Raw genomic sequence first — 17,194 nt, 5'->3', positions numbered from 1 at the left:
TCGATGGGGAGCGCATGACCGCAGCACCGCCCGCCGAATCCGGCCACACCGACCCGGGTGGCGGCAGAGCCCGACGCCGGGCCGTCGCGATCCTGGCCGGGATCGCCCTGGTGTCCCTGGTGACCGACCTGGTCACCAAGCACCTCGCGCTGGCAGCGCTGACCGACCGGGAGCCGGTGCGCATCCTCGGTGGGCTCGTCTACCTGAGCCTGACCCGCAACAGTGGCGCCGCGTGGAGCATCGGCTCGGACTACACCTGGGTGTTCCCGCTGATCACCATCGGTGTGGTCGGTTGGATCGTCTTCATGGCGCTGCGGCTGCGTTCCCTGCCGTGGGCGATCTCCCTGGGCCTGGTGCTCGGCGGCGCGCTGGGCAACCTCGTGGACCGGATCTTCCGCGCGCCCGCCCCGTTCCACGGGCACGTGGTCGACATGGTGAGCGTCTTCGGCCCGTACGGCGAGTATTTCCCGGTGTTCAACGTGGCGGACAGCTCGCTGTTCTGCGGCGTGGTGCTTGCCGTGCTGCTGGAGTTGACCGGCCGTCAGCGCGACGGACGGCGGCTCGGCCGCGACGGTGCTCCCGTCGAAGCCGACGCCACCGAGAACGCCGACCAGAGGGAGCGGGCATGACCTCCGCGTTCGCCGCTGGCGGCGACCACCGTTCCCTGCCCGTGCCCGACGGCCTCGACGGGATGCGCCTCGACCAGGCGGTGTCCCGGCTGTTCGGCCTGTCCCGCACCGCCGCGGCGGCCCTGATCGACGCGGGCGACGCCCTGGTCGACGGCGCCACCCGACCCAACTCCCACAAGGTCAAGGCCGGCTCCTGGCTGGAGGTCACGCTGCCCGCGCCGGTCGCCCCGCCGACCGTGGTGCCGCAGGCGGTGCCCGGCCTGCGCGTGGTGTACGCCGACGACGACATCGTCGTGGTGGACAAGCCGGTCGGAGTGGCCGCGCACCCCAGCCCGGGCTGGACCGGCCCGACGGTGATCGGCGCTCTCGCGGCGATCGGGCACCGCATCTCCACAAGCGGCGCCGCCGAGCGGCAGGGTGTGGTGCACAGGCTCGACGTGGGCACCACGGGCATCATGGTGGTGGCCAAGAGCGAACAGGCGTACACGGCGTTGAAGCGGGCGTTCAAGTACCGCGAGGTGGACAAGGGCTACCACGCTGTGGTGCAGGGCCACCTGGACCCGCTGCGGGGCACCGTCGACGCCCCGATCGACAGACACCCCACCCACGACTACCGGTGGGCCGTGGTGTCCGGCGGCAAGCCGAGCATCACCCACTACGACACGTTGGAGGCGTTCCCGGCCGCCAGCCTCGTCGACGTCCGGTTGGAGACCGGCCGCACCCACCAGATCCGGGTGCACTTCTCCACCCTGCGGCACCCCTGCGTGGGCGATCTCACCTACGGCGCGGATCCCACCCTCTCGGCCCGTCTCGGACTGGCCCGACAGTGGCTGCACGCCCGCGAATTGAGCTTCCTGCACCCCCGAACGGGGGACGAGGTCCGGTTCGTCAGCGACTACCCTGACGACCTGGAACGTGCGCTTGAGATCCTGCGTGACTGAGCGGCGACCGCCCGACACCTACCCGACGAGGGGATCCCGCCCGTGCGCGCCGGCGACCTGCTGCGGCAGTTGGACCAACGGCTGCTGTCGCTGCTGACCCGGACGACGACCCGGCTTGCCGACCGGTCGGCGCGGCCCGGCATGCTCACCTGGGTCGCGCTGCTGTCCGTGGGGGCGGTGCTGGGCACCGCCGTCTGGGCAGCCGACGACCGGCCGGTCGGCGACCGCACCGTCGGCGAGGTGACCCGGGTCGGGGTGTCCGAGGGCGACTCCGTTCCCGGCTACCTGAAATCCGCGGCGGCCGACCTGGCCGCCCTGCCGTCGGCCGCACCGACCACCGGCGACGGGACGTACGCCCTGGTCACCCTCGACGAGTACCTGCCGCCGCAGCGACTGGCGGCGGTGCTCGCCGACGTGGGGGTCTCGGCGGTCTTCGGGCGGGTGCCGCTGCCCGGCCGGCAGACCGAGATCGTGAAGATCCCCGCGCTGCGGGTGCCCGACGACGTGGTCGTCGGGATGGCGGAGGTGGCGACCCGCAAGGACGCCGAGGCTGCCGACTACCGGGCCAAGGCCGCCGCGCTGGGTGGAAACACCGCCGAGCGCGAACTGCGCGAGTGGTACGCCACCAGCGCGCAGGTGGCCAGTGCCGAGGCGTCGGCGTACCGCACCGGCTGCGCCTGTGTGTACGCGGCGGTGGTGCGGGCGGCGCCACAGGCGCTGCGACGGGTGGCGACCCAGCCGGACGTGCGGGCCGTCGACCCGGCCCCCGAGGTGTCCCGGCTGGACCGCACTGTCTTCACCGCGCCGCTGCCGGAGCAGCGCGACGTGGTCCGCCCGCCGGCCGACACCGGTCCGGAGCCCGAGCAGACCCCGGCCGGGAAGGGCGAGTCGGCATCGAGCACGCCGGTGCCGATGGGCGAATCGTCGGAACCCGCACCGGTCGTAACGATTCCGTCACCCGAGCAGCCGCCGGCCCCGCTCACCGAACCGACCCCCACGAGCACCGCCACCTCCCCGGACGTCACCGGAGCCGGGCCGCTGGAGTCGTCCCCGTCGTGATCCGCGCCGGGTGGTGTGCGTGCTCCGGTGTGGTCCGAATAGGGTTTCGTTCGTAGCCTGTCAGACGGAGATCGATGGCGCTGGGAGGGCGGGCCGTGGAGGGCAGTGAGACCGGCTGGGGCCGGCCGGCCGAACCAGCGCCGAGGTGGCGGGCATTGCTGGACCGCGCCCGGCTGGGCGGCCGCGCCGCTGAGCAGCCCGAGCCCGACCGTCCCGACGAACAGCCACCGGACCCCCTGCCGCGACGTGCGGCCCCCAACGGCTACGCCGGGCGAGCGCCCGCCATCGGGCATCCGGCCGAGCTGACGTACGGCCAGGACCCGGGCTACCGGGCCGAGGGGACCTACCGGGTCGACCCCGCCCGCCGCTCCGAGCCGGGGTACCGGTCTGAGCCGGACTACCGTGCCGAGCCGGCGTACCGGTCCGAGCCGGGATACCGGCCGGAGCCGGATCACCGCTCCGAGCCGGCGTACCGGTCCGAGCCGGCCTATCGGTCGGAGCCCGCCTACCGCCCCGAGCCGGGGTACCGCGCTGAGCCGGGATACGGCGCCGAACCCGGTTATCGGGCCGAGCCTGGTTATCGGGCCGAGCCGGACTACCGTGCCGAGCCCGGGTACCGTGCCGAGCCCGGTTACCGCGCCGCGCCGGTCGAGCAGCGCCGCGTCGAGCCGGTCGAGCCGCGGCGAACCGAGCCGGTCGAGCCGCGGCGGGCCGAGCCCGAGTCGCGCCGGGCAGCCGAGCCTGTCGAGTCGCGCTACGCGCTGCTTGACAACGGCTACCGGCAGGGCGGGCCGACGATCGAGTCCCGGTACGCGATGCTGGAGACCGGCTACCAGCAGGGGACCGGCTACGCGCCAGCGCCGGCCGCGCCGGCCCCCGCCGCGCCGCCGATCACCCCGCCGCCGGCCCCGCCGATCACCCCACCACCCGCGCCGCCGGTCAGCTCGGCGCTCGCGGAGCGCGGCTACCCGGCCCGTATCGAGTGGCGTCCGCAGGGCGTCGACCAGGAGGTCGAACGCGCCACCGGTGTGCTCCGCCGCGACCTGGGCACACCCCGGGTGTTCGCGTTCGCCAATCCCAAGGGCGGCGTGCACAAGACCACTGCCACAGTGCTCGCCGCCGCCACCGTCGGCAGCGTACGCGGGCGCGGCGTGCTGGCCTGGGACGACAACGAGCTGCGCGGCACCCTCGGGCTGCGCGCCGGCAGCGCCCGCCACGCCCGCACCATCCGGCACCTGATCAGCGACCTCGCCCAGATCGAGATCCTGGAGGGCTCCACCCTGCTGGAGCGGCTCGACGACTACCTGCGGCACGCCTCCGACGGCTCGTACGACGTGCTGGCCGGCGAGGAGAGCCCCCGCTTCGCCCAGCGGCTGGACCAGTTCACCGTCAAGCGGGTGCTGGAGCTGCTGCGGCGTACCCACGACGTGGTCTGCGTCGACACCGGCAACAACGTGGAGAGCCCCAACTGGCGCACCGTCATGCAGGCCGCCGACCAACTGGTGGTGACCACCGTGCCCCGCGAGGACGCGGCGTTCAGCGCCGACTGGATGCTCGACCTGCTGCACGAGGTCGGCATGGGCGAGCTGGCCGACAACGCCGTCACGCTCATCTCCTGCCCGACGCCGGGCCGGTCGCCGTTGCAGGACGACCTGGAGCGGCACTTCGCCACCCGTACCCGGGCGGTGGCAGTGGTGCCGTACGACCCGGCGCTGGAGACCGGGTCGTCGATCGAATACCACCAGCTCCAGCCGGAGACCCGGCAGGCGTGGCTGCGTGCCGCCGCTGTCATGGCGGAGCCGTTCGCGAGGTGACCGCCGGCGGCGCGGTCACGTCATCGGGCGGGACCGCCGACGACAGTGCACGGTCCGGGCGGCGAGCTGAGAGGATCATCGGGTGAACCCCGACAGTCCCGATTCCGAGCGGCCCACGCCGCCCGGCGGCGAGCCGTCCGTACCTCCGGCGTCCGCGGATCCGTTCGCGCCGGCGCAGAGTCCGGGCGGTACGCCGCCGCCCCATGACTGGCTCGTCGGCCCGCTCCCGGTGGGGCCGCCTCGCCGACCGGGCCGGATCTGGGCGACGGTGCTCGGCACCGCGCTCGCGCTGGCCGTGCTGGGTGCGCCTCTCGGGCTGCTCTGGGCGGCGCTCGCGCCGGACACCCCGGTGCTCAAGACCGCCGAGGGGGCCATCTACGCCGAGCCGCAGCCGGAGCAGCCGATCGCCGCGGACGGCTGGTTCAGCCTCGTCGGGCTCGGCTTCGGGGTGCTGGCGGCGCTCGCCCTGTGGTTTCTGCTGCGACGCTGGCGTGGCCCCGTCGGGCTGCTCGCCGCGGTGCTCGGCGCGCTGGCCGCCGCGCCGGTGGCCTGGCAGGTGGGGCGCCGCATCGGCCTGAGCACCTACGACCGGCTGCTGGACACCGCCCCCGCCGGTCAGGCGTTCACCAAACCCGCCGACCTGCGTGCCGGTGGCGTCGACTGGCTGTTCGGCGTGTTTCCGGTGCCGCACGGCAGCCTGCTGCTGCCGGCGTTCGGCGCCGCCATCACGTACACGCTGCTGGCCGGCTGGTCGCGTTGGCCGTCGCTGCGGCCCGAGCCCGACCCGGCGGCGCTCAGTTGGGCGTCGGCGGGGACGCCAGTTCCGACAGCGGCACCGGAACCGCCCGCACCTGGCGCAGCAGAGCCGCCTCGCGGTTGAGCAGCCGCAGCTCGGCGCGGAGCCGGGCGGCGGTGTCGTCGATCGCCAGCAGCCGTTGCCTGTCATCCACTGTCAGCGCTGCGGTGGCCGCCACCAGGTGGGACAGCACTGTCGGGTCCTCCGGCAGCTGCTCGGAGATCTCCTCCGGGTCGGCGCGGATCAGCCCCAGATATTGCCGGAACACGGCGATCACCCGTGCCGCCAGCAGGTCGGCCACCTCGTCCGGCCCGGCCGGCTCGGGCAGCCACTCGACGTCGGCGGTCAGGTAGGGCGCGGCGGCGTCGTCGACATCGGCGATCCGGAACCGGCGTCGGCCGACCGTGACGATGTCGAAGCCGCCGTCGTCAAGCTCGGTCACCTGGCGCAGCTCGGCGGTGCAACCCACCTCGTGCAGGGTGACATCGCCCACCCCGGGGGTCGGACGGCCGCCCGGCCCGGTGGGCGCGACCTCCCAGCCGGCCTGGATGGCGACCACCCCGAACTCACGCGGCGCGCCCTCGGGCAGGCCGACCAGATGCCGAACCAGGGCGCGGTAGCGCTCCTCGAAGATGTGCAGTGGCAGCACCAACCCGGGAAAGAGCACCGTTGCGAGCGGAAACACCGGCAGCCGTGCGGTCACGTGGTCGAGCCTAACCAATCCGGCGGGCGACGGCGTGGCCCGGCTCACCGTCCCGCCGAGCGGACGGCTCGGGTGGGCGGCGAGCCCGCCGCCTAGACTCGCAAGGGTGCTGAATCGGATCGACCTGCGCGGTGGCCTCGGTGACCCGCGCCGCCTGCTGCCCCGTGCCCAGCTCGACGTCTCCGTGGCCGTCGAGCGGATCAAGCCGCTCGTGGAGGCGGTCCGGGAGCATGGTTACCCGGCGATCCGGGAGGCAAGCGAGCGGTTCGACGGCGTCTCGCCGGAGGTGCTGCGCGTCCCGGTCGAGGTGATCGCCGAGGCCGAGGGGGTGCTCGACCCGGCCGTGCGCGCCGCCCTGCTGGAGTCGATCAGCCGGGCCCGTCGGGTGCACGACGACCAGCGGCGCACCGACCACGTCACGCAGGTGGTGCCGGGCGGCACCGTTACCGAGCGATGGTTGCCTGTCGACCGGGTAGGCCTCTACGTCCCCGGCGGGCTGGCCATGTACCCGTCGACAGTCGTGATGAACGTGGTGCCGGCCCAGGCGGCCGGTGTGCGCTCGCTCGTGGTGGTCAGCCCGCCGCAGAAGGACAACGGCGGTCTGCCAGACCCCCGGGTGCTCGCCGCGTGCGCGCTGCTCGGCGTCGACGAGGTCTACGCGGTCGGCGGCGCCCAGGCGGTGGCGATGCTTGCCTACGGTTCGGCTGTCGACCCGGCCGGCGAACTGCGGTGCGAGCCTGTCGACCTGGTCACCGGCCCGGGCAACATCTGGGTGACCGCCGCCAAGCGGTTGCTGCGCGGCGTTGTCGGCATCGACGCCGAGGCCGGGCCGACCGAGATCGCCATCCTGGCCGACGACACCGCCGACGCGGCGCACGTCGCCGCCGACCTGATCAGCCAGGCCGAGCACGATCCGCTGGCCGCCAGCGTGCTGGTGACCCCGTCGCTGGAGCTTGTCGACGCGGTCGAGCGGGAGTTGGCCCGGCAGGTGCCGGCCACCAAGCACACCGAGCGGGTGACCACGGCGCTGACCGGCGAGCAGAGTGGCGTGGTCCTGGTCGACGATCTTGAGGCGGGGCTGCGGGTGGTCGACGCGTACGCGGCCGAGCACCTGGAGATCCAGACGGCCGACGCCCGGGAGTGGGCGCTGCGGGTACGCAACGCCGGGGCGATCTTCGTGGGCGCCTGGTCGCCGGTGTCGCTCGGCGACTACTGCGCCGGCTCCAACCACGTGCTGCCCACCGGTGGCTGCGCCCGGCACTCCTCCGGTCTGTCGGTGCAGTCGTTCCTGCGGGGTGTGCACCTGATCGAGTACACCGAGGCGGCCCTGCGCGAGGTGGCCCCGCACGTGGTCACCCTCGCGAACGTGGAGGACCTGCCCGCGCACGGCCAGGCCGTCCAGGCCCGCTTCCCGGGAGGGTCGGCGTGACGAGCCTGGAGGATCTGCCTATCCGCGACGACCTGCGCGGGCTGACGCCGTACGGGGCGCCGCAGCTGGACGTGCCGGTGCGGCTCAACACCAACGAGAACTCCTACCCGGTGCCGGAGCCGGTGGTCGACGCCATCGGTAAGGCGCTCGCCGCCGAGTTGCGCGAGTTGAACCGCTATCCGGACCGGGACGCGGTGGCGCTGCGCGCCGACCTGGCCGACTATCTCGGGCACGATCTCACCGTCGAGCAGGTGTGGGCGGCGAACGGGTCCAACGAGATCCAGCAGCAGTTGCTCCAGGCCTTCGGTGGCCCGGGTCGCAGCGCGCTCGGCTTCGTGCCGGCGTACTCGATGCACCCGCTGCTGGCGATGGGCACCGGCACCCGGTGGGTGCCGGCCCAGCGCGGCGTCGACTTCGGGCTGACCGCCGACGAGGCTGTCGCCCAGGTCCGCGAGCACCAGCCCGACGTGGTGTTCCTCTGCTCGCCGAACAACCCCACAGGCACCGCGCTGGACCCGGCGGTGGTCGCCGCGGTCCTCGACGCGGCGCCGGGCATCGTGGTGGTCGACGAGGCGTACGCCGAGTTCGCCAGACCCGGCACTGTCAGCGCCCTCGCGGTGCTGCCGGGGCACCCGCGGCTCGTGGTGACCCGGACGATGAGCAAGGCGTTCGGGTTCGCCGGCGGCCGACTGGGTTACCTGGCGGCCGACGCGGCGGTGGTCCAGGCGGTGCAGTTGGTCCGGTTGCCATACCATCTGTCCGCGTTGACCCAGGCCGCCGCCCGCGCGGCGCTGGCGCACCGCGACGCCCTGCTCGGTACGGTGAGCGCGATCATGGGCCAGCGGGACCGGATCGTGGCGACGTTGCGCGGGCGAGGGCTGCGGGTGGCCGACAGTGACGCCAACTTCGTGCTGTTCGAGACCGGTGGCGACCAGGCCACAGCCTGGCGCGCCCTGCTGGATCAGGGGGTGCTGGTCCGCGACGTCGGCCTGCCGGGCTGGCTTCGGGTGACAGCGGGCACCCCCGCCGAGACCGACGCTTTCCTTACCGCGATGGAGACTGTGAGCTTGCGCGCCCCGCAGTCGCGACCGAAAGGCAAGACATGAGCAGGACCGCCCGGGTGGAGCGGATCACCAAGGAGACCAAGGTCCTCGTCGAGATTGACCTCGACGGCACCGGCGCGGCCGAGATCAGCACCGGCGTGGGTTTCTACGACCACATGCTGAACCAGATCGCCCGGCACGGCGGCTTCGACCTGACCGTGCGCACCGTGGGTGACCTGGAGATCGACGCGCACCACACGATCGAGGACACCGCGCTCGCCCTGGGCGCCGCGTTCGACCAGGCGCTCGGCGACAAGGCGGGCATCCGGCGGTACGGTTCGGCCACGGTGCCGATGGACGAGGTGCTGGTACGGGCCGCGGTGGACCTGTCCGGCCGACCGTACGTGGTGCACGACGAGCCGCTGCTCGTGCCGTACATCGGGCCCGTGTACGCGACGAGCATGACCCGGCACATCTGGGAGTCGTTCGGCCAGGCGGCCCGGGTCACTCTGCACGTCGACGTGTTGCGGGCGGCCCGACCCGGTGGGCACCCGGATGCGCACCACGTGGTGGAGGCGCAGTTCAAGGCGGTGTCGCGGGCGCTGCGCGAGGCCACGGCGATCGATCCGCGGGCGGCGGGCGCGATTCCGAGCACGAAGGGCGCGCTCTGATGAGCGCGAGGAGTGCAGCGCAGCGGAGCCCCGCAGTCGCGAATGGGAGGTGGCTCTGATGAGCGCGAGGAGTGCAGCGCAGCGGAGCCCCGCAGTCGCGAATGAAGGGTGGCTCTGATGGGTGGCGCTTTGCCGACGTTGCTGCTGATCCTGGCGGGGGTGCTGGTGGGTGGCACGTGGTCGCTGTACCGGCAGGGTGCGCCGAAGGTCGCCGTGCTGATCACCGGGGCGCTAGCGGTGCTCGCCACGGCCGCCGGTGTGCTGCGGCTGATCCCGGGGTCGGACACGTGACCGCCGACGTGGTGGTGCTCGACTACGGCTCGGGCAATCTGCGTTCGGCGGAGCGGGCGTTGGCCGCGGCCGGCGCGACCGTGCGGGTGACCGACGACCTCGCGGCGGCGGCTGCCGCCGATGGTCTGGTGGTGCCGGGCGTGGGCGCGTTCGCGGCGTGCATGGCGGGGATCGACGCGCTGGGCGCGGGTCCGGTGATCGCCGAGCGGGTCGCGGCGGGCCGGCCGGTGCTCGGCATCTGTGTGGGCATGCAGGTGCTCTTCGAGTACGGCGAGGAGCACGGGGTGGTGACCAAGGGGCTGGGTCTGCTGCCCGGTGGGGTGACCCGCCTGGCTGCCGCCCGGTTGCCACACATGGGCTGGAACACGGTTCGGGCGGCGCGGGGTTCGGTGCTGTTCGCCGGCCTGCCGGCCGAGAGCCGGTTCTACTTCGTCCACTCGTACGCGATGGGTGATCCGGCTGCGCTGGCGGCTGCCGGTGCCGCCGTGACCACGGCTCACCATGACACCGATTTCGTGGCCGCCGTGGAGCGCGGGCCGCTCGCGGCTGCCCAGTTCCATCCGGAGAAGTCCGCCGACACCGGTGCCGCGCTGCTGCGCAACTGGCTCGCCACGCTGCCCAGCGGTGACTGAGCGTCGGCGCCGCCGGGCGCGGCCGGGCCTGCGCGGCCGTGGCACGGGCGCGGGGGTGGCGCGGTGAGCCGGGAGCGGGCCCGTCGGCGGGCGGAGCGGGAGGCTGTGCTGGCCCGGGAGCGGGCGGTCCGGCAGCGCCGGGTGGCCCGCCGGCAGCGTCGCCGCGCGGTGGTCCGCCGGTTGACGCCGAAGGTGCGGTGGGGTCGCTCGGGTCGGCTGGCCCGGCACTCGCGGGGTGAGCGGGCGGCGATCGTGCTGCTCACCGGGGCGGCCGTGGTCATGATCTGGACGTTCGTCGACGATCTGGCGTTGCGTATCGCGCTGATCGTGTTGTTGCTGCTCGTACTGCCGGCGATCGTGGTGATCGCCTTGGACCGCCGTACCTGATCGAGGAGAAGACGTGAGCCTCACCCTGTTACCTGCCGTGGATGTCGCCGACGGCCGGGCTGTCCGGCTCGTGCAGGGCGCCGCCGACAGCGAGAGCATCTACGGCGAGCCGTTGGACGCGGCGTTGGCGTGGCAGCGCGACGGCGCCGAGTGGATCCACCTCGTCGACCTGGACGCGGCGTTCGGCCGGGGTACGAACGCCCACCTGCTGGCCGAGGTGGTGCGTCAGTTGGACGTGAAGGTGGAGTTGTCCGGTGGTATCCGTGACGACGAGTCGTTGCGCGCGGCGCTGGGCACGGGGGCGGCGCGGGTGAACATCGGCACGGCCGCCCTGGAGGATCCGGTGTGGTGTGACCGGGTGGTCGCGGAGTACGGCGATCGGGTCGCCATCGGGTTGGACGTGCGCGGTCACACCCTGTCGGCGCGGGGCTGGACCCGTGACGGCGGTGACCTGTACGAGGTGCTGGAGCGGTTGGACAAGGCGGGCGCGACCCGCTACGTGGTCACCGACATCACCAAGGACGGCACGATGCGCGGGCCGAACCTGGATCTGCTGCGCGAGGTGTGCGCGCGTACCGACCGGCCGGTGATCGCCTCGGGTGGGGTGTCCACGTTGGATGACCTGCGGGCGCTGGCCGGCCTGGAGTCGATCGGTGTGGAGGGTGTGATCGCCGGTAAGGCGCTCTACGCGGGCGCGTTCACGGTGGCTGAGGCGCTGCGGACGCTGGCCGAGGCGTGACGACCACCAGGCTGGGCTCGGGCGGCCCGTGGGAGCAGCGGTACGGCTACTCGCGGGTGGTCCGGGCCGGGCAGTTCGCCTGGACGGCGGGCTGCACGGCGACCGTGGACGGTCGGGTGGTCCACGTTGGTGACGCCGCCGCGCAGACCGCGCAGGCGCTGCGGATCGGGCTGGCGGCGCTCGCCGAGGTGGGTGCGGAGCCGGGTGACGTGGTCCGTACCCGGATGTACGTGATCGATCGGCTGCACGCCGACGAGGTGGGCCGGGCGCACAATGCGGTGTTCGGAGCGGTCCGGCCGGCCGCCACGCTTGTGGTGGTGGCCGCTCTGCTGGATCCGGAGCACCTGGTCGAGGTGGAGCTGGAGGCGTACCTCGGCGACAGCTGAGGTCGGGCCCCGGCGGTGACCGCCGGGGCCAGCCCAGGGGTGATTGTCGTGGCCCGCCCGCAGGCAGATCGGTTGTGCACAACTTAATTGTGGGCTACGGTGCGGTGGTGACCGATGATCTGCTGTTACGCCGACAGGTGTGCTTCGCGCTCTACGCCGCGTCGCGCGCCCTCACCGACGTCTACCGGCCGATCCTCGACGAGTTCGGGCTCACCTACCCGCAGTACCTGGTGCTGCTGGTGCTCTGGGAACGCCCCGACGACGCACCCACAGTCTCCGAGCTCGGCACCGAGCTGCGGCTCGACTCCGGCACGCTCTCCCCGCTGCTCAAGCGGTTGGAGACGGCGGGCCTGGTGGCACGGCGGCGGTCGGCGCGCGACGAGCGACGGGTCGAGGTGGGCCTCACCGAGCAGGGCAGGGCGCTGCGGGAGCAGCTCTGCGACGTACCGCTGCGGGTCGCGCAGGCCACCGGGCTGAGCCTCGGTGAGCTCGTGGCGTTGCGCGACACCCTCACCCGGGTCACCGACACCATCCACCGACAGAAGGAGCAGTGACTCTCATGCAGGTTCTCTACACCGCGTCGGCAACCGCCAAGGGCGACGGCCGCGACGGCCACGTCGAGACCTCCGACGGCACGCTGGCGCTCGACCTGGCCGTGCCGAAGGAGATGGGTGGCGCCGGTGGCGCCGCCAACCCCGAGCAGCTCTTCGCCGCCGGCTACGCGGCCTGCTTCCACAGCGCCCTGCGGGTGGTGGCCCGCCGGGCCAAGGCCGACGTGAACGGCTCGGTCGTCGACGCCGAGGTCGGCATCGGCCCCAACGGCAGCGGCGGGTTCGGGCTCACCGTGCAGCTCCTCGTCGACCTGCCCGCCGTCGGCCGCGAGACCGCCGAGCAGATCGTCGAGCAGGCCCACCAGGTCTGCCCCTACTCCAACGCCACCCGCGGCAACATCGACGTCACGCTTACCGTCCGCGAGACCCTGGCCGCGTGACGTCCGCAGATCTCCTGGCCCCGATCGCGGACGAGAGGACCCCCACCTGATGACCACCAACCGCGAGGTCCACCTGGCCAGCCGCCCTGCGGGCTGGCCCACCGAGGACACCTTCCGGCTCGTCGAGACCGACGTGCCGACGCCCGGCCCGGGCCAGATCGTGGTCCGCAACCAGTACATGTCCGTCGACCCGTACATGCGGGGACGGATGAACGACGTCAAGTCGTACGTGCCGCCGTTCGCCCTCGACGCGCCACTCGACGGCGGTGCGATCGGCGAGGTGGTGGCCAGCGAGGCGCCCGACGTCGCCGTCGGCGACACCGTCCTGCACAACCTGGGCTGGCGGGAGTACGCAGTGCTCGGCGCCAGATCCGCCCGCAAGGTCGACCCGAACCTCGCACCCGTCAGTGCGTACCTCGGGGTGCTGGGCATGACCGGCCTGACCGCGTACGCCGGTCTGCTGGAGGTCGCGGCGATGAAGCCCGGCGAGACGGTCTTCGTCTCCGCCGCGGCCGGTTCGGTGGGCAGTCTGGTCGGGCAGATCGCCAAGCTCAAGGGCGCCGGCCGGGTGGTCGGCAGTGCCGGTACGGCCGCCAAGGTGCAGCGGCTGAAGGCGCTGGGCTTCGACGCCGCGTTCGACTACCACGACGGGCCGGTCCGCGAATCGCTGCGCGAGGCCGCCCCGGACGGCATCGACGTCTATTTCGACAACGTCGGTGGCGACCACCTGGAGGCGGCGATCTCGGCGATGAACCTGCACGGTCGGGTCGCCATCTGCGGCATGATCGCGCAGTACAACGACACCGAGCCGCCGGCCGCGCCGCGCAACCTGGCGATGGTCATCGGCAAGCGGCTCACCCTGCGCGGCTTTCTGGTGAACGATTACGGCCACCTGCGCGAGGAGTTCGTCCGCGACGTAGCGGGCTGGCTGCGTGAGGGCCAGCTCTCCTACGACGAGACGATCATCGACGGCATCGACAACGCCCCAGCCGCGTTCCTCGGCCTGCTGCGGGGCGAGAACCTCGGCAAGATGCTCGTTCGTCTGTGACAGGGACCTCTTCACGGCGGTCGGCCCGAATGGGCCGGCCGCCGTCGCGCGGGCGGAGGATAGGCTGGCGACATGACGGTGGCGGTACGGGTGATCCCGTGTCTGGACGTGGACGCCGGACGGGTGGTCAAGGGGGTCAACTTCCTCGACCTGCGCGATGCTGGTGACCCTGTGGAGTTGGCTGCCGCCTACGACCGGGCCGGCGCGGACGAGCTGACCTTCCTCGACGTCACGGCGTCCTCCAGCGACCGGGGCACCATGCTCGACGTGGTCCGCCGCACCGCCGAGTCGGTCTTCATCCCGCTGACTGTGGGTGGCGGGGTCCGGCAGGTCGCCGACGTCGACACGCTGCTGCGCGCGGGCGCCGACAAGGTCGGCGTGAACACCGCCGCCATCGCCCGACCGGAGCTGATCGCCGAGATCGCCGACCGGTTCGGCCGGCAGGTGCTCGTGCTCTCCCTTGACGTGCGCCGCGCTCCGGCCGGCGGCACGCCCAGCGGCTTCGAGGTCACCACGCACGGCGGTCGACGCGGCACCGGCGTCGACGCTGTGGACTGGGCGCGGCGGGGCGCCGAGCTGGGCGCGGGGGAGATCCTGCTCAACTCGATGGACGCCGACGGCACCAAGGCGGGCTTCGACCTGGAACTGATCGCCGCGGTGCGGGCCGTTGTGGACGTACCGGTGGTGGCCAGTGGCGGCGCCGGTGAGGTGGCGCACTTCGCGCCGGCGATCGGAGCCGGTGCGGACGCGGTGCTCGCCGCCAGTGTCTTCCACTTCGGTGAGCTGACAGTGGGCGAGGTCAAGGACGCGCTGCGCCGCAGCGGTCACCCGGTGCGCTGAGCCCGGTCAGTGGCCGCCGGTGTGTCCCTCCGGTGACCGGCGGGGCGTGGGGATCGAGCGGACGGCGTACTCCTGCACGGCCGCCGCGTGATCGGCCTCGTCCAGGCTCCAGTCGGCGTGACCGGGCGCGCGCCGGCGGCTCAGCACACCCTGCACGGTGTCCACCATTGTCGCCACCCCGGCGCGCGGCCGGGAACGCCAGAGCTGCTCGCCCTCGGCGGTGATCCGGAACCAGCCGTCGGCGACGGTAACCAGCCCGGAGCCCACAAGCCGCTGGACGGCGGCCTCCACCTCGTGCCGCTCGGGGATCGCCCGGTTGAGGTGATCGGCTGTGGACAGCACGTCGGCCAGCCGGACGCCCTCGGGCCGGCGGCTGGTCGCCGACCGACGGTGCCGCCCGGCCCCGCTCGCGATCACCAGCGACACGAAGATCCAGGCGTCCGACCAACGCCAACCGTTCTCCCCCATGCAGAGATGATGACGGCGAGCGTCGCGGAAGGGAACACCTACCCTCGATAGTGCGCTATTACACCACCGTTGCGTGCCGGCCCGTGACCGTCGGTGAGGCTCAGCCAGCCGGCGCGACTGGTTCGACACCTTCGGTAGCGGTCCGCGTGACACCTGGCCGAACCGGCGCGGGGACCGCGAACAGCGGGATGAACAGTTGCGCCAGCGGCCCGATGGCCAGCGCGTACGCGACGGTGCCCACGCCGACAGTGCCGCCGAGCAGCCACCCCAGCGCGAGCACCGTGACCTCGATGACGGTGCGCACCAGCCGTACCGACCAACCGGGCCGGCGGGCCACCATTCCGGTCATCAGCCCGTCGCGGGGGCCAGGGCCCAGGTGGGCACCGAGGTAGAGGGCGGTCGCGGCGCCGTTGCCGACGATCCCGGTGATCAGCAGCGCGATCCGCAAGGCCAGCGGTCCACCGTCCGGCATCAGGGCCAATGTGGCATCCACGACGAGGCCGATCACCACCACGTTGCTGACCGTGCCCAGGCCGGGTCGCTGCCGCAGCGGGATCCAGAGCAGCAGCACCAGGGCACCGACGATGATTGTGACAGTGCCGAAGGAGAGCCCGGTCAGCTCGGACAGCCCCTGGTGGAACACGTCCCAGGGGTTGAGGCCCAGGCCGGAGCGGATCATCAGGGCCATGCTGACCCCGTACAGGACGAGCCCTGTGTAGAGCTGGGTGAGCCGCCGCACCGGCTGATGCCGCAGATTGCCAATCAGTGCCATGCATGCCACCCTAGGTGCCAATCCCCCCGGCGAAAGAGGCCAATATTCGAGGAGTGGCCATGTCAGGTCAGGTGCGAGGCATCCAATTGGCCCGACTGCTCGGTCAGTGGCACGCCCTGCCGGGCCGCCGCCGCAGCCCCGACTACGCCGCTCTGGCCGGTGCCGTACGCGGTCTGCTCGCCGACGCCCGACTGCCGCTGGGCGTCCGCCTCCCTGCCGAACGGGAGCTTGCCGAGGCGCTGCGGATCAGCCGTACCACTGTCACCGCCGCGTACCGGGAGTTACGCGAGACCGGGCACCTTGCCAGCCGTCGGGGCGCCGGCAGCTGGACGATGCTGCCCGCCAACCACCGCGTCGCGAGCACCGGGCTGTGGACTCCGGTGGACGACCGGGAGATGATCGACCTCGGTGTCGCCGCGCTCGCCGCCCCGCCGCAGCTGCTCGGCGCGGCCCGCGCCGCCACCGAGGACCTGCCCCGCTACCTGGGCGGCGCCGGCTACCACCCCACCGGGATCATCGAGCTGCGCGAGGCGGTGGCCGACGGCTACACCGCCCGGGGCCTGCCCACCTCGGCCGACCAGATCATGGTCACCAGCGGCACCCAGCACGCCCTGGACCTGGTGCTGCGGCTCGCCCTGCCGCCCGGCGGGAGCGTGCTCGTCGAGTCACCGACCTACCCCAACGCGCTCGCCGCCCTGTCCGGCCGGCGAGCCCGGATCACCACCCACGGGCTGTCCCTCGACGCCGGCGGTTGGGAGGCCGACCTGCTGCTGGGCAGCCTGCGGCAGACCCGGCCCAAGCTGGCCTACCTGATCCCGGAGTTCCAGAACCCGACCGGGCATCTGATGCCGTCCGCGCTACGCGAACAGGTGGTGTCCGCCGCCCACGCCGTCGGCACCGACCTGATCGTCGACGAGTCCTTCGTGGATTTGCCGTTGGACGGCACCGAGCTGCCCCCGCCGATGGCAGCGTTCGACAGGCATTCCCGGGTGGTCAGCATCGGCGGGATGAGCAAGCCGTACTGGGGTGGTCTACGGATCGGCTGGGTCCGCGCCTCCGCCCCGCAGGTGCAGCGACTGGCCGCCGTCCGGGTCGGCGTGGACATGTCCAGCCCGGTGCTCGACCAACTGGTCGCCGTACACCTGCTCGCCGACGCGGCGGCAATCGTCGCGGACCGTCGGGTCCAGCTCGCCGCCCAGCGCGACGCGTTGCTCGGCGCGCTGGCGCACCGGCTGCCGGACTGGCGGGTGAACGTTCCGCGCGGCGGCGTGACGTTGTGGGCCGAGCTGGACGGCCCGGTCTCCAGCGCGCTGGCCCGGGCCGCCGAGGAGGTCGGAGTCCGGTTGGCGCCGGGCCCCCGGTTCGGTCTCGACGGCACGTTGGAACGGTTCCTGCGGCTGCCGTTCACACTGCCCGCCGCCGACCTCGTGGAGGCCGTGGGGCGGATCGCCGCGGTCCGCTACGACCTGGACCGCGCTGGCCGGCAACGCTGGCGGGAGCCGGCCGTCATCGCCTGAGCCCGCCTACCGCCCGTGCCGGCCGAGACGCCGGTGAT

The 17,194-nt window shown here is 73.0% G+C and carries 21 protein-coding genes; 18 read left to right on the top strand and 3 right to left on the bottom strand.

Annotated elements, in window-relative coordinates; all coding sequences use genetic code 11:
• Window positions 1-14 precede the first annotated feature (14 nt).
• The 5 genes from lspA to ACLQ23_RS18530 all read left to right on the top strand — a co-directional run bounded on the left by lspA (window position 15) and on the right by ACLQ23_RS18530 (window position 5,323).
• A complete protein-coding gene (gene lspA / locus ACLQ23_RS18550) occupies window positions 15-629 on the top strand; it encodes a signal peptidase II (RefSeq protein WP_355592998.1) in 615 nt (204 codons plus the stop codon).
• Window positions 626-1,570 (top strand): RluA family pseudouridine synthase, encoded by a 945-nt coding sequence (locus tag ACLQ23_RS18545; RefSeq protein ID WP_053658115.1) that lies wholly within the window; start codon window positions 626-628, stop codon window positions 1,568-1,570. Before lspA ends, ACLQ23_RS18545 begins: the two co-directional genes overlap by 4 nt.
• A 42-nt stretch (window positions 1,571-1,612) precedes the next feature.
• Window positions 1,613-2,629, top strand: coding sequence for a hypothetical protein (locus ACLQ23_RS18540; protein ID WP_355592996.1), 1,017 nt, complete (start codon window positions 1,613-1,615; stop codon window positions 2,627-2,629).
• A gap of 74 nt (window positions 2,630-2,703) precedes the next feature.
• Window positions 2,704-4,443 (top strand): AAA family ATPase, encoded by a 1,740-nt coding sequence (locus ACLQ23_RS18535; protein ID WP_425735511.1) that lies wholly within the window; start codon window positions 2,704-2,706, stop codon window positions 4,441-4,443.
• A gap of 82 nt (window positions 4,444-4,525) precedes the next feature.
• Window positions 4,526-5,323, top strand: a complete 798-nt coding sequence (locus ACLQ23_RS18530; protein ID WP_355592992.1) for a DUF2567 domain-containing protein — start codon at window positions 4,526-4,528, stop codon at window positions 5,321-5,323.
• Here the strand turns inward: ACLQ23_RS18530 and ACLQ23_RS18525 are convergent.
• On the bottom strand, window positions 5,238-5,942 hold the full coding sequence (locus ACLQ23_RS18525) for an LON peptidase substrate-binding domain-containing protein (protein WP_355592991.1): 705 nt from the start codon (window positions 5,940-5,942) through the stop codon (window positions 5,238-5,240). The two genes, ACLQ23_RS18530 and ACLQ23_RS18525, sit on opposite strands and share 86 nt — an antisense overlap.
• Window positions 5,943-6,048: 106 nt before the next feature.
• Here ACLQ23_RS18525 and hisD point away from each other — a divergent pair, with 106 nt between their 5' ends.
• The 12 genes from hisD to hisF all read left to right on the top strand — a co-directional run bounded on the left by hisD (window position 6,049) and on the right by hisF (window position 14,399).
• Complete coding sequence (gene hisD, locus ACLQ23_RS18520) at window positions 6,049-7,371, top strand: histidinol dehydrogenase (RefSeq protein ID WP_355630452.1); 1,323 nt, start codon at window positions 6,049-6,051, stop codon at window positions 7,369-7,371.
• Complete coding sequence (locus ACLQ23_RS18515) at window positions 7,368-8,477, top strand: histidinol-phosphate transaminase (RefSeq protein WP_355592987.1); 1,110 nt, start codon at window positions 7,368-7,370, stop codon at window positions 8,475-8,477. Before hisD ends, ACLQ23_RS18515 begins: the two co-directional genes overlap by 4 nt.
• Window positions 8,474-9,085, top strand: coding sequence for an imidazoleglycerol-phosphate dehydratase HisB (gene hisB, locus ACLQ23_RS18510; protein ID WP_167943296.1), 612 nt, complete (start codon window positions 8,474-8,476; stop codon window positions 9,083-9,085). The genes ACLQ23_RS18515 and hisB overlap by 4 nt, the downstream gene beginning before the upstream one ends.
• 117 nt (window positions 9,086-9,202) lie before the next feature.
• Entirely contained in the window at window positions 9,203-9,376 is a 174-nt protein-coding gene (locus tag ACLQ23_RS18505) for a hypothetical protein (protein ID WP_167943297.1), read from the top strand.
• Window positions 9,373-10,008, top strand: a complete 636-nt coding sequence (gene hisH / locus ACLQ23_RS18500) for an imidazole glycerol phosphate synthase subunit HisH (RefSeq protein WP_355630455.1) — start codon at window positions 9,373-9,375, stop codon at window positions 10,006-10,008. The genes ACLQ23_RS18505 and hisH overlap by 4 nt, the downstream gene beginning before the upstream one ends.
• A 63-nt stretch (window positions 10,009-10,071) precedes the next feature.
• Window positions 10,072-10,395 carry a hypothetical protein gene (locus tag ACLQ23_RS18495; protein ID WP_355592982.1) on the top strand — a complete coding sequence of 108 codons (324 nt, stop codon included), beginning with the start codon at window positions 10,072-10,074 and terminating at the stop codon, window positions 10,393-10,395.
• Between the two features lie 13 nt (window positions 10,396-10,408).
• Window positions 10,409-11,134 carry a bifunctional 1-(5-phosphoribosyl)-5-((5-phosphoribosylamino)methylideneamino)imidazole-4-carboxamide isomerase/phosphoribosylanthranilate isomerase PriA gene (priA, locus tag ACLQ23_RS18490; protein ID WP_053658130.1) on the top strand — a complete coding sequence of 242 codons (726 nt, stop codon included), beginning with the start codon at window positions 10,409-10,411 and terminating at the stop codon, window positions 11,132-11,134.
• Window positions 11,131-11,520: a RidA family protein gene (locus tag ACLQ23_RS18485; RefSeq protein WP_355630458.1), complete on the top strand. Its 390-nt coding sequence runs from the start codon at window positions 11,131-11,133 to the stop codon at window positions 11,518-11,520. Before priA ends, ACLQ23_RS18485 begins: the two co-directional genes overlap by 4 nt.
• Window positions 11,521-11,627: 107 nt before the next feature.
• Window positions 11,628-12,074 (top strand): MarR family winged helix-turn-helix transcriptional regulator, encoded by a 447-nt coding sequence (locus tag ACLQ23_RS18480; protein ID WP_355630461.1) that lies wholly within the window; start codon window positions 11,628-11,630, stop codon window positions 12,072-12,074.
• Window positions 12,075-12,079: 5 nt separating this feature from the next.
• Window positions 12,080-12,511, top strand: a complete 432-nt coding sequence (locus ACLQ23_RS18475; RefSeq protein ID WP_355592976.1) for an organic hydroperoxide resistance protein — start codon at window positions 12,080-12,082, stop codon at window positions 12,509-12,511.
• A 49-nt stretch (window positions 12,512-12,560) separates the two neighbouring features.
• On the top strand, window positions 12,561-13,559 hold the full coding sequence (locus ACLQ23_RS18470; RefSeq protein WP_355630464.1) for an NADP-dependent oxidoreductase: 999 nt from the start codon (window positions 12,561-12,563) through the stop codon (window positions 13,557-13,559).
• 72 nt (window positions 13,560-13,631) lie between these two features.
• Window positions 13,632-14,399, top strand: coding sequence for an imidazole glycerol phosphate synthase subunit HisF (gene hisF / locus ACLQ23_RS18465; protein ID WP_355592972.1), 768 nt, complete (start codon window positions 13,632-13,634; stop codon window positions 14,397-14,399).
• A gap of 6 nt (window positions 14,400-14,405) precedes the next feature.
• Here the strand turns inward: hisF and ACLQ23_RS18460 are convergent, their stop codons facing one another.
• Together ACLQ23_RS18460 and ACLQ23_RS18455 are read right to left on the bottom strand one after the other, a co-directional pair.
• Window positions 14,406-14,867, bottom strand: a complete 462-nt coding sequence (locus ACLQ23_RS18460; protein WP_355592970.1) for a hypothetical protein — start codon at window positions 14,865-14,867, stop codon at window positions 14,406-14,408.
• A gap of 100 nt (window positions 14,868-14,967) precedes the next feature.
• On the bottom strand, window positions 14,968-15,639 hold the full coding sequence (locus ACLQ23_RS18455) for a YczE/YyaS/YitT family protein (RefSeq protein ID WP_355630467.1): 672 nt from the start codon (window positions 15,637-15,639) through the stop codon (window positions 14,968-14,970).
• A gap of 59 nt (window positions 15,640-15,698) precedes the next feature.
• Here ACLQ23_RS18455 and ACLQ23_RS18450 point away from each other — a divergent pair, with 59 nt between their 5' ends.
• Window positions 15,699-17,156 (top strand): PLP-dependent aminotransferase family protein, encoded by a 1,458-nt coding sequence (locus ACLQ23_RS18450; protein ID WP_355592967.1) that lies wholly within the window; start codon window positions 15,699-15,701, stop codon window positions 17,154-17,156.
• Window positions 17,157-17,194 lie beyond the last annotated feature (38 nt).

Source organism: Micromonospora sp. DT41, from assembly GCF_049841715.1.
GTDB classification, from domain to species: domain Bacteria; phylum Actinomycetota; class Actinomycetes; order Mycobacteriales; family Micromonosporaceae; genus Micromonospora; species Micromonospora profundi.
This window is presented reverse-complemented; position numbering and strand designations above follow the sequence as displayed.

What these genes read in the sequence shown, in the direction of transcription:
- lspA (WP_355592998.1), top strand. Translation starts at nt 15, where the DNA reads ATGACCGCAGCACCGCCCGCCGAATCCGGCCACACCGACCCGGGTGGC.
- ACLQ23_RS18545 (WP_053658115.1), top strand. Translation starts at nt 626, where the DNA reads ATGACCTCCGCGTTCGCCGCTGGCGGCGACCACCGTTCCCTGCCCGTG.
- ACLQ23_RS18535 (WP_425735511.1), top strand. Translation starts at nt 2,704, where the DNA reads ATGGCGCTGGGAGGGCGGGCCGTGGAGGGCAGTGAGACCGGCTGGGGC.
- hisB (WP_167943296.1), top strand. Translation starts at nt 8,474, where the DNA reads ATGAGCAGGACCGCCCGGGTGGAGCGGATCACCAAGGAGACCAAGGTC.
- ACLQ23_RS18505 (WP_167943297.1), top strand. Translation starts at nt 9,203, where the DNA reads ATGGGTGGCGCTTTGCCGACGTTGCTGCTGATCCTGGCGGGGGTGCTG.
- ACLQ23_RS18475 (WP_355592976.1), top strand. Translation starts at nt 12,080, where the DNA reads ATGCAGGTTCTCTACACCGCGTCGGCAACCGCCAAGGGCGACGGCCGC.
- ACLQ23_RS18470 (WP_355630464.1), top strand. Translation starts at nt 12,561, where the DNA reads ATGACCACCAACCGCGAGGTCCACCTGGCCAGCCGCCCTGCGGGCTGG.
- hisF (WP_355592972.1), top strand. Translation starts at nt 13,632, where the DNA reads ATGACGGTGGCGGTACGGGTGATCCCGTGTCTGGACGTGGACGCCGGA.
- ACLQ23_RS18460 (WP_355592970.1), bottom strand. Translation starts at nt 14,867, where the DNA reads ATGGGGGAGAACGGTTGGCGTTGGTCGGACGCCTGGATCTTCGTGTCG.
- ACLQ23_RS18455 (WP_355630467.1), bottom strand. Translation starts at nt 15,639, where the DNA reads ATGGCACTGATTGGCAATCTGCGGCATCAGCCGGTGCGGCGGCTCACC.
- ACLQ23_RS18450 (WP_355592967.1), top strand. Translation starts at nt 15,699, where the DNA reads ATGTCAGGTCAGGTGCGAGGCATCCAATTGGCCCGACTGCTCGGTCAG.